A 13,858-nucleotide genomic window follows, 5' to 3' on the forward strand; every position below is an offset into this window, starting at 1 on the left:
GCATCGACCTAATTCTATGGTAGTAGTTCACGAAGGAGGATATTATGAGATCAAGTATTTCATCAGATGTGGAATTAAGAAAGCCTATGTATCTTAGTAATTCTTTGCTTTGGTTTGGAGGATGGGCAGCCACTTTCATCTTAAGTGTATATGTCTTAATGCCTCGATTATCAGACTCTCTATCTGAGTTCGAGAGGTTTTCAGTTGCTATGACTCTTCCACTGGTACTTATGTTTATTACAGCAATAGTAATCTATAGAATACAATATGGCAGGAGCCTGCAAGGATTTAAGACTTCTTATCGTATTCATCATATAAGATTAATGGACATAGTATGGGGTATCATTATATCTGTTATCGCTATGGCATGCATGGGCGCTTTTTCTGCATTGAGTAATTATCTTATCTCATTGGGAATTATCCCTGTCCCCAATAATCTTCCATTGATTCTTAACCCAAATGCTGAGTTTAATCATGCTACTCTTAGCCATATGGTGGGTGGTCAAATCCTGGGTAATTGGAGGGTTATCGTTATTTATTTTATCATGCTGTTTTTTAATATTACAGCAGAGGAGCTTTTATGGAGAGGCTACATTTTACCAAGACAGGAACTGGCATATGGCAAGAAGGCATGGCTCATTCATGGATTATTGTGGACACTGTTTCACAGTTTTAAATGGTGGGACATGATTAGTCTATTACCTGTATGCCTGCTCATTTCATATATTGCACAAAAGCGTCAAAGCATTTGGCCTGGATTTATTGCTCATTATATCGTGAATGGTATGGGATTGATTATGTTTCTGGCTGCAGTGCTCGGTGTACTATAGAAGCTCATACTTAGTTACTAATTATAGTATTATCTTCTTGAGAAACATACACAAAAATAAAGCAAGGGTGGGGCCAGCATCGGTTCCCACCCTTATTTTCTATTTCCGGTTTGATTATTTTATTGATTGGTTTTTACGATGAATTGAAACTAATATATTCTCTCTTACACGATCTGGTAACATAATCAGTACGGTGTATATTAATGGTAATGCAATCTTATACCGTGCTTTCAGCCTTTTCTTCTCAAGTATTTTACATATGTCTTTTGAAGCCTTCCTTACATCCGCACGTCCTTGATTTTTTCTAAAATTTAAATCACTTTGATAAAAACTGCTGTAAGGTGACATTTCATTTTTCATTTTCTGATCTGAGTTTTTTGATAATGTTTTGAAGAAATCCGTATCCATTGCTCCTGGTTCAAGCACGGTAACTTGGATTCCGAAGCTCTGTAATTCAAGTCTTGCAGCGTCACTGATTGCTTCTACCGCATGCTTTGATGCGCTATAACCGCCATTTACATATCCGGTCAGCTTACCTGAAACTGATCCAATGTTAATAATCCTTCCGGAATTCTGCCTTCTCATATAGGGTGATACCACCTGTATCATACGGATAAGCCCAAAGACATTAACATCAAACATATCCGACAAATCCTCCAAATCAATCTCTTCAATTGCTGATCTTATCGAATATCCTGCATTATTAATCAAAATATCTATCCTACCATATCTCGTAATGATTTCTCTCATTGCTTTATTGATTGATTCCTGATCCGTTACATCCAATATTAATTTCATGTCTACCTGTAGTCCATCCAAATTCGTAATATCTCTTGCCGTTGCAATTACTCGATACCCTTTTTCTGCCAATAGCATACTAAGCTGTCTTCCAACTCCGGAGGAACAGCCTGTGATTAAAACCACTTTATTATTCATAACTTTCACCCCTTATGTTACTCTCAATTAATTCTTTTCATATCATATCAGAAATGAAGGGAGCTGTAATTGTCATATGGCAACTACAGCTCCCTTTTTATTCTGCTTAAAGAACTTGGTGTAATACCAATATAAGAGGCTATATATTCCTGCTTTACGCGTTTCGCAATATCAGGATATTTATTAATAAAATAAAGGTATCTTTCTCTCCCCTGCATTTTCTGGAATAATGCTCCTTTTTCATCAATCTGAACAAACGCATTATTATATAATTTTTCATAAAGCATTCGAAGTTGCTGAGACATGTTTAACAAGCCACGAAGCTGTTCTACTGCAATCTCCTCAACCTGACAGTCTTCCAGAGCCTCAATCCAGAATTCTGATGGACGATTCGTAAGCATATTATAGACACAACACCAATCCCCCTCTTTCGAAAAGCATTTGGTAATTTCCTTCCCCTCTGTATCAATATAGACACCTCTCGCGATACCTTGAAGAATCAAACAAACTACCTTTGTGTTTTCTCCCATATGTAAAATCATTTCGCCTTTTCGATATTCCCTATGGGTAAATAAGGGTTTCAATATCTGAATTAAGTTATAATCAATACCCTCTTTGTGTAAATAATCATACAGACTCAATTTTTCTTTCATTTTCAGTACTCTCCAAATTCAAGATAATAATATGGATTAATCAGCCTTTTGATAAACCATATAAGTCCAATACTCAATCAATCAGAATTGTCATATTATTCAGCTTTATGTTATCTCTAGTTGCATCCAGTTATATTATCCTTTCCATATATCCACAGGTAAACGGAAAGAAATCAAATTTCTGCGTACCAGTATGAACGAAGCCATACTTCTCATACCATTTTCGAATCACTACATTTTCTTCAAGAATACCGATCTTTACCTTTGAACAACCAAGCTCTTTGACTTTCTCAAAGCAGTCTGCTAATAATTTTTCACCAATTCCCTCATGCCTATATTCAGGAAGAACACACAGATTATTAAGCTCGCATTCACTATCATTTTGTAATGCCAGTGAATAATAGCCAACAATATGATTGTCTTTTATGTACACAATCATTGGTCGTTGTTCATTCTCAAAATGCCAGTGAAGCCTTTTCTCATCTGTTGCAAATCCTACATATCTAGGCGCATTCTCCGGCGTAACTCCAAATTCATCAGCAACAGTCTTGAAGCTTTCAATGATTACATTTACACATTCAGGAATTTCTTCGGCTGACATATATCGAATTCCTTCCCAGTTATTTTCATGCTTTTCTTCTGATGTCTTTATCATTCTCACTACTTTCACAACCCTCTTTCTCATGTCAACATACTGTCTTCGATACAATCTCTTACCGAATTAGCTTTATTTATATTTAAATCATTTCGTACATTTCATAAATTCATATCATTGATAAAATATCATATTTATAGCTTATGGTACGCCTGAATACGGCTTTCTAAGATTTCATTTGCTCTTAATCTCATTTCATCAGGTTATAATATTTGCCCGTAGCATAATAAAGCTCTTATATCCTCTTGTGCACATTCTTTTTTATGTAAATCAATCATTCCTATAATGGAGTCTCCCTCCTTTTTTATCCCAATTATATCATAATTTGCAAATATTGATCCAAATCTTTTAGGGACCATAATCTCAACCGGATAATACTCCTCTTCATTTCTACTTTTTTTAAAGGACTTAACCGATAGAGTCCAATAATTCTTCAATACAAAGTCATCCGGAATTGTATAAGACTCCTGAAGTAAATCGATATGCTTCACTCTGCCACAATTAAAGGTCCTTATCTCATTTCTCATATAGCAATAAGCAACTACATACCATGACGTGTATTTTAGTACCAGACCATAAGGAGCTATCACCCGATTCGACTGAGATCCATCACTCTGGATATACTGGATGTTAAGCTTATGCTGTAAGAATAAAGCCTTCATGATCGGTTGCAGATCAATTTCAGTTGTATCTTCTTCCCACCAGCTTTTTTGGTCAATTAATATTTTCTGCTTATTCTCATCACTTGCTTTGTCCTTACTCATATATTTTAAATTCAAACCGCTTTCTATTGCATTAACAAGCTTTTCTTGATCCGGCATGGCATATAAATGAGTAATTAATGTCTTCAGTGCAGCATTGGATTGATCCAAATTCAATTTATAACCCTCAACAAAGGTAATTCCTCCCTTTTGGCCTGTTGTGGTGATGATTGGATACCCTGCTTCACATAAAATATCTATATCCCGATAAATTGTTCTACATGATACCTCCAGAGCTTCGGCCATATCATGGGCTTTTACTTTTCCTTCTTGATCTAATTTCATCAATATCCGAATTAAACGATGTACTCTCATAAATGTTTCTCCTCGTTTATTTCTTTCCGGTCAGATAGTACACTGCTAAAGCCGTTCGATGTGACAAATTTTCTTTCTCTAAAATAGTACTAATATAGTTTTTAACCGTTCCCTCGCTTATAAAGAGTCTTTCAGCAATCTGTTTATTGGAAAGCCCTTCTGCAACAGCCTTTATGATATCGAGCTCTCGCGACGTTAGGTTATCAGCCTGAAACCCTTCCGATGCAGTAGTTTCATTAGCCGTTAGTTTTTCCAGAATACTTTCCTCCATAACAGTCGCACCACTATGTATGGATTTTATCATTTGTTTTAGCTGCTCTGGTTTGTGGTTTTTGATTAGGTATCCTTTTGCTCCATTATGTATTGCCCTTTTTACTAAATCGTAGTCATCAAAGGTTGTAAGAATCAATACTTTTCCTAAGTTTTGAGACACAATTTCTTTGGTCGCCTCTATTCCGTCCATTTCAGGCATTTGAATATCCATAAGAATCACATCTGCTTTATTTTCTTTTGCTATACTAACTGCCTCCAATCCATTAGCAGCACAGCCTATCACTTCAAATTCTTCATCCATACCTAAGATAATTCTCATACCATCACGTACAAAGTCACTATCCTCTGCTATAATCACCTTTATTTTATCCATACCCTAACCTCACCTTCTACTAAACATACCGACAATTAACCATTCACCTGTTCCAATGGAAACAGCATATTAATCGTAAAACCTAATTCTGACGAAAAATCCAGGATTCCATTTACACTTCTCATTCGGTTACGCATACCGGATAGCCCCATACCATCAATAATCTCTTCACAACCGACACCATTATCAGAAATCGTACACCGAACCATCTGATTTAGAACAGCAATATTAATTTCAAGCCGAGTGCAATGAGCATACTTTAAAGCATTGGATACGGCTTCAAATGCATTGTCCAGAATAATCTCTAAGTACTTTGAAGGGATATCGGACAGCTTCCCGCTTATATTACAATTAGCATCGATTCCTAGTTTCCTGCAATCATCACATAAACCATGCAATTGTAACGTGGCCAGTTTATATTTGTCCGGACGTTCCTTTCTAAGAATTGCCCTTATCTCATCCATACTATTACGTAGATTGTCAATCACTGCCTGAATCATCCCTTCACAGACTTTCTGATCCTGATTCATAATTACCTTACAAGCCTCCAGCTGATAAATAGAACCATTAATGCTATGCCCTAATTTATCATGTAGTGCCTGAGAAAGTCTGGATTTTTCCTCTAATACTTGATTTTCTACCATTAATAAGCTTCTACTAATCTCCTCTTTATACATAGTTTCCTTTTGATTTATGTTTTGCTTTAATTTCAGCTCTGATAGCTCATCCTCTCTTTGCTGTTCTTTGTAGGAATATATCACCACTGCATTCTGAAAGTAAATCAGAATTAATAAAATGACTATCAGAAATTGATACTTACTATAATCCATGAATAAGAGGGGAAGTAAAGCTGTCAGATACCAAGAAATAGTAGCTTTTTTTACTGATACGATATCTAATATCCATATAGTCAATAGAATTGCAAACTCCTGTTCAACGAATAGAACTAATAATAAAGCGAAGCAGCCTTCAAGAATTAATCCGACTATTTTCTTACCTTTGTCAGTTACTTCATTAAAGGTAATGGAAGCAACAAAGAACGCAGAAAACAGGAGCGCCTGACTCGATGCTCCTGATAATACATTGTTATCAATCATAATAAATACTTCTAATAAGAGAGCTAATATCAGCTTTAGTACTAGAAAGTAATTCTCTCGAACGTGCTCCTTCATAGTTTGCCTCCATGCTCAGAAAAGGAGTACTTACATTCATATAGAGATATTATCACTCTTTACTCCTCATGCTTTAATTTTAAACCAGAGATTCCTATGCATACTATAATCGTAAGAAATGCTACTGTTGCGAGTATAATCATACGATTTGCCGCTGTGTCTCCCAGCATTAACATTTCAGTAGCCTTCATAAACCATCTTTGCGGTGCCAGCATTGAAATCTGATTCATGACATCAGAAAAATCACTGGTACTAAAATATAAACCTGATATCATACACGATATTGACCAAATACTGAACACTGCATAATTGGTAGCCATTGCATTTCCAATCAATACACCAACACAAAGACTTAAGGTGTTAAAGATCAGTCCCAAAAGGAAGGTAAGAAGTAAATAACTGAAAATGCTAATTCCAAATTCCTGTTGAACAAAGAAAAAGACTCCTACCCCAATTATAACAGTATGTATACAAGAAATCAGCACAGAAATTAACAATTTTGAAATAATATAGCTTCTTGTATTTACTTTTGTCAATGTAATCCTCGTAAAAACTCGATTTTCTCTTTCTTCCATTACGGTATAGGCGATGAATACGCCACAGAATACAAAGCATAACGACAGGACAGCGAATGAATAACCAATTTTACTTTGATTTGCTTGCTGTACATGGTCAAGTGATCCTAGCTCAGATTTACTGATCTCTATGATTTCTTTTTGAGGAAGCATACTATCCTCCAATTGCAGTGCATCCAATATCCCCTCTATGTCTTTGTCCTCATACTGGGATGCATTTATCATTCTCTGTATAGCTTCTTGAAGTGCTTCTTCTATGATGGCTTGCCGTTCATCCTCTTCTATTCGATAAATCTGTAGGGAATTGATTGGTTGACCAGTCAGAATGTCTTCTTCAAACTCAGGAGAAAAGTACAGGATGGTTCCTATCCGGTCATGATTGGCATTGTACTGAGCTTTTTGCTCGATTTCCTCTTCTGACATATCCTTGGATGAATAACGATATACTGATACTAATCCAGTACTAATTAAATCATTGAGAACATAGTTGGTTAAATCTGATTCCGAGCTATCGAATACCTTGACCGTATAGTACGACGTATCTGAGTAATTAATAAGGCTAGTATCAGCATCTGTAAGTTCATATATACTTTGCTTAAAGGCATTACTATCTGTTTTTGTATCTTTTTCCCGTATACTTAATAACAGAATAGAAAGGATTGGTAGTATGAATAAGAAGAAGAGAAAACCTTTGTTTCTAAGTAATAATTTTATGTTCATCTTGAGAAGAGTTGCTATTTGATTCATGCAATGTCCACCTTTCTTATTTTCGCAATAATCAGACCTGCGAAAAAGCAGATCCCTGAGATAATCAGCAGATAAACAATACTGCTCCCAGTATAGTCACTTTTTCCAATCGCAGAGTATTCCACTAATGCTCTATTAATATGATATAGCGGTGAAAGCACTTTGATTTTGTCCGATACCGATGAGTAATAATAGGTTTCAAAGCTTCCTCCTAAATAGCCTGCAATCCATACAAATGCAAAAGCTGACCCAATAGCAACTGCTAAATTATTAAAAAGATATATTAAAAACAGGCCAAACATAGTAGCTGCTATTACCATAAGAAATATTATGAGTAAGGTAATTAGAGGATTTCCCCATTGTACATCAAATAATAGTACAGTAGCTGTAATTGTTACCGCCATTTCACATAAGGTTATTAACACGCAAGGTATCGCTTTTGCCAGATAAAGTTTTACTTCGGAAACTGGAGCAACCCTGAATTTTTTCTCAATTCTATTCTTTTTCTCCGATATAATAACTGAGGATATAGAAACATAACAGCACCATATATAATAAACAATAAAAACAATTCCATAATAGTCATTGGCTTCCACTTTTGGTATGTATGAAAGCTGTTTCACCGGAAAAACAATGGCATCATTCTCTTTAACATTGACTGAAAGGCCCTTTATTATTTTGTTAAAAAAATATTCTGTCTTCATACCTTCCATTTCATAGCCCTCGATTATATAGATCTTTATGGAATTATTAGAGAATTCTACAAAACTACGGTAGTCATTCTTATCTAGCAATTCCTTTACACTTCCAGAAGTACACTCAGATAATGTAATACCAGCCTCATTCCCAATATCAATCAAAGTATCTATGTAAGGACGAAATGTGCTATCTTCTGCCAAACGATATCCAATCGTAAATTTCTCAGTACCCTCATAAGATCTTAGTACATCTTGAAATACCGCACTTAATACCGCAATCACTATAATCGGGCCTATTATCATCATTCCTATAATCCATTTGTTTCGAAGCATAAGCTTAAAGTTATTCTTTATTAAATATAATATCATCTGGCTCCTCCTTAAGCTTGTTCACCATAGTCTCGTAGTTTTTTCCCTGTTAGAGTCAAGAATACTTCCTCTAAGGTGATATCATTTCCATCTTCTGATACCATTCTCTTTAACTCTTCACTCGTTCCGATGGCAATGACCTTACCATTATCCATAATCGCAATACGCGAGCAGATTGCTTCAATCTCTTCCATGTAATGACTTGTATAGATAATGGTAGTGCCCTTCTTGTTGATTTCTCTTATTTTTTCCAATATAAAATTTCTAGATTGAGGATCAATGCCAACTGTAGGTTCATCAAATATTAGAAGTTCAGGATTGTGGCCAATTGCACAGGCGATATTTAGCCGTCGTTTCATACCACCGGAAAAAGTTTTTACATATAGGTTTCTTTTCTCCGTAAGTCCTACAAATTCTAAAGAGGTATCTACCGCTTCCCTTAAAGCCTTTCCCTTCAATCCATATAATGAAGTAAATAATTCTACATTCTCCCACGCTTTTAAATTCCCATGAATCGCCAGCTCCTGTGGTATATATCCAACTTTAGAATTCACTTCATATTTATGCTTTAGAGGATCTTTACCCAATAATTCAATTGTTCCAGAATTAGGCTTTACAATAGAACAAATCATATTCATCGTTGTACTCTTCCCTGCTCCATTGGGTCCGAGTAAACCAAATATCTCTCCCTGATAGATTTCCAATGACAAGTTATCTACAACAACCTTATGGTCATATTTCTTTGTCAACTCCGTTGTCTTTAATACAGCTTCTCTCATACTCTTATCCTCTCCATTCCATTCATTGTTGTATTTTAGGACTTTATTGAAATTCCCTGAATTAATCTTGATATCAGAATAACATCAGTCTACAGGTTTCGTTAGTGAAAAAAGAAATATATTGTATATGACTTTAGTCATATCTAAGAATGAAAAATCTTCACTCCTTTTATGACATACTGATGTCATAAATGCTTTTATATAATTAATTCATTAATTAAGAGGAGGCAATACAAATGCATATTGGAATATTAGGAATCGGATTTGGCAAATATCATGGAGAGTTATATAAGAAGATAGACCCATCCATTCAATTAACCTTTTGGGGACGAGATGTTGAGAAGCTAAAAAGAATACAATCAGAGCTTAATTGTGATTGTACTACAGATCTTAACGAATTTTATAGTAAACCATTTGATTTTATTGACATCTGTTTACCTTCACAATTACATGCAAAATATGCACTAATGGCTTTACAGAGTAACCATTCCATATTCATAGAAACACCTGCTGTGACCTCAATGGAGGAAGGTATCGAGATTATGGATACTGCAAAGAAAAACGAAAAAAAGGTGCTGGTAGATATGTTTCTTAGATATGATCCTTATTATCGTATGATTTTTGATTATTGTCAAAATCAGAAATATGGTACTCTAAAACACCTTACCATCTTTCGAAGAACACCTCCCATATGGGGGAGTCTCGGAAAAGAGACTATAGCTACATCATTAATGATTCATGACTTGGATTTTGTAACCTGGTTGGGTAAAGATCTTAAGGTTCTTACTTACGATGTGATAACCAATTCTGATAATTCCGGTTCAGTTATTGATTGTGAAAATGCCTTACCCGGTCTTTCTATAGCCTTTGAATTATCCAAATAGTCTTTCCTAAAATGAAAAGTGTGTAACAAAAAGATTCACCTTAATTGCTACACACTTTTTATATATATTATTATATTTCTATTCAGATGTGTCCGTATAGCTTACTCTAGCTCGAATGCTCCGGTATACAATTGATAATACTGACCCTTTTGAGCGATCAGCTCCTCATGATTACCACGTTCAATGATACGTCCATGATCCAGTACTATAATAACATCAGAGTTCTTAACTGTGGACAGGCGGTGTGCTATTACGAACACTGTCCTGTCTTTCATGAGAGCATCCATTCCACGTTGAACAATCGCTTCTGTTCTTGTATCAATGGAGGAGGTTGCTTCATCCAATATCATAACCGGAGGATCTGCAACTGCTGCTCTGGCAATAGAAATTAACTGACGTTGTCCTTGAGATAGATTTGCTCCATTTTCAGTAATCATCGTATGATAGCCATCGGGTAAACGACTAATGAAATCATCTGCACCTACAAGGCTTGCAGCAGCAACACATTCTTCATCAGTGGCATCCAGTTTACCATAACGAATATTATCCATTACCGTACCGGTAAATAGATTGGTATCCTGTAAAACCATACCAATGGCTCGACGAAGATCCTTTTTGTTAATCTTATTGATATTAATATCGTCATAACGGATTTTACCGTCTGCAATATCATAGAAACGATTCAGCAGATTTGTAATCGTTGTTTTTCCTGCACCGGTTGCACCCACGAAGGCAACCTTTTGTCCCGGCTTTGCATATAGACTGACATCATGTAATATCGTCTTCCCCGGCTCATATTCGAAATCAACGTCGAATAATCTCACGTCGCCGGTTAATTTCGTATATGTTACCGAGCCATCACTACTATGTGGATGCTTCCAGGCCCAAATTCCGGTTCTTTCTTTACATTCAATCAACTGGCCATTCTCTTCACGAACATTTACTAAGGTAACATATCCGTTGTCCTGTTCCGGTTCTTCATCAATCAAACCATATATTCTCTGTGCACCGGCAATACCCATAACGACAGCATTGATTTGATGAGATACCTGATTAATATTTCCGACAAACTGTTTTGTCATGTTCAGGAATGGGACAACAATACTTATTCCCATAGCCAGTCCAGAGATACTTAAATTAGGAACATTAGTAATCAATAAAGTACCCCCGGTAATGGCAACGATAACATATAATACATTGCCAATGTTATTCAAAATTGGGCCTAGAATATTGGTATATTGATTTGCCGCCCTTGAAACGTTATATAATTCTTCATTAATCTTATCAAAATCCGCTTTACTTTCCTCTTCATGGCAGAATACTTTAATTACTTTCTGACCGTTCATCATTTCTTCTACAAAGCCTTCCAGATGACCAAGACCCTTCTGCTGTTTTATAAAGTATTTGGCAGAACCGCCACCAATCTTTTTGGTAATTATGAGCATCACAATTACACCAATGATTACAACAAACGTTAGCCATATGCAATAGTACATCATAATTCCAAACACAGTGATTACTGTGATGCATGATACCAGTAACTGTGGAAAGCTCTGAGATATCATCTGTCGTAATGTATCAATATCATTGGTATAATAACTCATGATATCGCCATGATTATTCGTATCTACATATTTTATTGGCAGTGTTTGCATTCGATTGAACATTTTTACACGGAATTTCTTCAAGGTTCCCTGAGTAATAAATGCCATCATTTGATTATATGCGATACCGCTTGATAGAGATAATATATAGAATACCGCTAGTATGGCAACAAAGTATAGTATATTTTCTCCAACTGAACTCCAGTCACCAGCTTGCCAGTTCTTTTCCACAATAGCAATAATATTCTGCATAAATATTGCAGGAATGGAGCTAATAGCCGCATTAAAAATGATACATATAATAACAACTGGGAACATTACTGGATAAAACTCTAATATGGTCTTGAACAGGCGAATGATGATCATTTTTTTATTTTTTATATGATTAGTTTTCATCTTGATCACCTGCCTTATTCTGAGAATAGTATATTTCCCGGTAAATAGCATTTTCCTCTAATAATTGCTTATGAGTTCCAATACCATTGATGATACCACCATCCATGACGATTATTCTGTCCGCATCCTCAACCGATGCTGTTCTTTGGGCGATAATCAGCTTGGTTGTATCCGGTATATATTCTCGAAATGCCTTACGAATCTTGGCATCCGTCTTAGTATCCACCGCACTGGTGGAATCGTCGAGAATTAATATCTTTGGCTTCTTAAGCAACGCTCTGGCAATACAAAGTCTTTGCTTCTGCCCGCCTGACAAATTGGCTCCTCCTTGCTCTACATAGGTGTCATAACTCATCGGAAATTGATTGATGAATTCATCGGCACAAGCAAGCTTACAAGCCTCTACTAATTCTTCGTCCGTTGCCTCTTTATTTCCCCAACGGAGATTTTCCTTTATGGTTCCGGAGAATAGAATATTTTTCTGTAATACAACAGCTACCTGATTTCTGAGGGTATCCAAATCGTAATTTCTTACATCCATGCCCCCTACTTTAACAATTCCTTCTGTTGCATCATACAGACGTGGAATCAACTGAATCAAGGAAGATTTTGAAGCACCTGTTCCTCCCACAATTCCAATGGTTTCACCGGATCTAATCTGCAGATTTATATTTGATAAAACCATTCTCTCTGCCTTTACCGAATACTTAAAGCTTACATTTTCAAAGGAAATCGAACCATCCTTAACGGAATATATGGGTTTTTCTATATTGGTTAAAGTACTTTTCTCATTTAATACTTCAACGATACGCTTAGCAGATTCTCCAGCCAAAGTAATCATGACAAATACCATGGAAAGCATCATCAAACTGCTTAAAATCATAAAACTATAGGTTAATATAGCAGAAAACTGCCCGATATCAAAATCCGATCCTCTACTACTAATAATTGTATAGGAACCAAAGGACAGAACAAATACCATAACTACATACATGCAAAATTGCATTAGTGGCCCATTAATCGCTAAAATACGTTCTGCTTTTGTAAAGTCAGCACATACATCCTGAGCTGCTACCTCAAATTTATTTTGCTCATATTCTTCTCGTACAAAGGATTTTACCACGCGCATTCCCTTGATATTTTCTTGAATTGATTTATTCAAGGCATCATATTTCTTGAATACCTTCCTGAATAATGGAAAGGTCTTATAAATAACGAGACCCAGGCCAATTGCGAGAATTGGGACCACTACAAGGAAAATCCATGCCATGCGTCCACCCATTACAAATGCCATTACAAATGCAAATATCAACATTAATGGTGAGCGAATAGCCATTCTGATTATCATCATAAATGCATTCTGTACATTGGTTACATCAGTAGTCATACGAGTAATCAACGATGATGTGGAGAACTTATCGATATTCTCAAAGGAATAATCCTGAATACTATAGAAAATATCCTTCCGTAAATTCTTAGCATACCCGCAAGCTGCTGTGGCACTGGTGGTTCCTGCAATCCCACCAAAAGCCAGTGACAAAAATGCCATGACAATCAGAATAATCCCATATTTAATGATTGTGTTTAAATCACAGCCACCTTTAATCTCATTGACCAGGGTCGCGGTAATGAATGGAATGATGCATTCAATAACTACTTCAAGACTAATGAGTATTGGGGTTATCATTGCCAGTTTCTTGTACTCACGTACACTTCGCGTCAATTCTCTAATTATAATAATCAGTCCTTTCCATAAAAACGAGTAATGTTATCAAGATAAACATTACTCGTTCTCTGCTTTCATTAGCATCTAAATAAACTTGTTGAAAGTATAGCAA

13 protein-coding genes are annotated in these 13,858 nt (G+C 35.9%); 2 read left to right on the top strand and 11 right to left on the bottom strand.

The features are described 5' to 3' along the window. Positions 1-44: 44 nt before the first annotated feature. Positions 45-830 carry a CPBP family intramembrane glutamic endopeptidase gene (locus H0486_RS11265; RefSeq protein WP_228353098.1) on the top strand — a complete coding sequence of 262 codons (786 nt, stop codon included), beginning with the start codon at positions 45-47 and terminating at the stop codon, positions 828-830. 114 nt (positions 831-944) lie between these two features. Here H0486_RS11265 and H0486_RS11270 read toward each other — a convergent pair whose 3' ends face one another. The 9 genes from H0486_RS11270 to H0486_RS11310 form a co-directional block, all read right to left on the bottom strand. Further along, a complete protein-coding gene (locus H0486_RS11270) occupies positions 945-1,766 on the bottom strand; it encodes an SDR family oxidoreductase (protein ID WP_228353099.1) in 822 nt (273 codons plus the stop codon). Positions 1,767-1,849: 83 nt separating this feature from the next. Continuing rightward, positions 1,850-2,419, bottom strand: a complete 570-nt coding sequence (locus H0486_RS11275) for a Crp/Fnr family transcriptional regulator (protein WP_228353100.1) — start codon at positions 2,417-2,419, stop codon at positions 1,850-1,852. Positions 2,420-2,549: 130 nt separating this feature from the next. Then, on the bottom strand, positions 2,550-3,089 hold the full coding sequence (locus H0486_RS11280; RefSeq protein ID WP_228353101.1) for a GNAT family N-acetyltransferase: 540 nt from the start codon (positions 3,087-3,089) through the stop codon (positions 2,550-2,552). Positions 3,090-3,277: 188 nt separating this feature from the next. Further along, positions 3,278-4,150 carry a helix-turn-helix transcriptional regulator gene (locus H0486_RS11285; RefSeq protein WP_228353102.1) on the bottom strand — a complete coding sequence of 291 codons (873 nt, stop codon included), beginning with the start codon at positions 4,148-4,150 and terminating at the stop codon, positions 3,278-3,280. Positions 4,151-4,166: 16 nt separating this feature from the next. Beyond that, entirely contained in the window at positions 4,167-4,796 is a 630-nt protein-coding gene (locus H0486_RS11290) for a response regulator (RefSeq protein ID WP_228353103.1), read from the bottom strand. Positions 4,797-4,831: 35 nt separating this feature from the next. Next, positions 4,832-5,968, bottom strand: a complete 1,137-nt coding sequence (locus tag H0486_RS11295) for a sensor histidine kinase (protein WP_228353104.1) — start codon at positions 5,966-5,968, stop codon at positions 4,832-4,834. Positions 5,969-6,027: 59 nt separating this feature from the next. Next, positions 6,028-7,290, bottom strand: a complete 1,263-nt coding sequence (locus H0486_RS11300) for an ABC transporter permease (RefSeq protein ID WP_228353105.1) — start codon at positions 7,288-7,290, stop codon at positions 6,028-6,030. Further along, positions 7,287-8,357 (bottom strand): ABC transporter permease, encoded by a 1,071-nt coding sequence (locus H0486_RS11305; RefSeq protein WP_228353106.1) that lies wholly within the window; start codon positions 8,355-8,357, stop codon positions 7,287-7,289. The genes H0486_RS11300 and H0486_RS11305 overlap by 4 nt, the downstream gene beginning before the upstream one ends. 11 nt (positions 8,358-8,368) lie before the next feature. Then, positions 8,369-9,136, bottom strand: coding sequence for an ABC transporter ATP-binding protein (locus tag H0486_RS11310; RefSeq protein ID WP_228353107.1), 768 nt, complete (start codon positions 9,134-9,136; stop codon positions 8,369-8,371). A gap of 236 nt (positions 9,137-9,372) precedes the next feature. Between H0486_RS11310 and H0486_RS11315 the strand changes: the two genes are divergently transcribed. Then, a complete protein-coding gene (locus H0486_RS11315; RefSeq protein ID WP_228353108.1) occupies positions 9,373-10,020 on the top strand; it encodes a Gfo/Idh/MocA family protein in 648 nt (215 codons plus the stop codon). 101 nt (positions 10,021-10,121) lie between these two features. Here the strand turns inward: H0486_RS11315 and H0486_RS11320 are convergent, their stop codons facing one another. Together H0486_RS11320 and H0486_RS11325 are read right to left on the bottom strand one after the other, a co-directional pair. After that, the gene (locus H0486_RS11320; protein WP_228353109.1) at positions 10,122-12,020 is read right to left on the bottom strand and encodes an ABC transporter ATP-binding protein; all 1,899 of its coding nucleotides are present in this window, start codon (positions 12,018-12,020) and stop codon (positions 10,122-10,124) included. After that, positions 12,010-13,707: an ABC transporter ATP-binding protein gene (locus tag H0486_RS11325; protein ID WP_267023750.1), complete on the bottom strand. Its 1,698-nt coding sequence runs from the start codon at positions 13,705-13,707 to the stop codon at positions 12,010-12,012. Before H0486_RS11325 ends, H0486_RS11320 begins: the two co-directional genes overlap by 11 nt. Positions 13,708-13,858: the final 151 nt, after the last annotated feature.

Source organism: Variimorphobacter saccharofermentans, assembly GCF_014174405.1.
Lineage (GTDB): Bacteria > Bacillota > Clostridia > Lachnospirales > Lachnospiraceae > Mobilitalea > Mobilitalea saccharofermentans.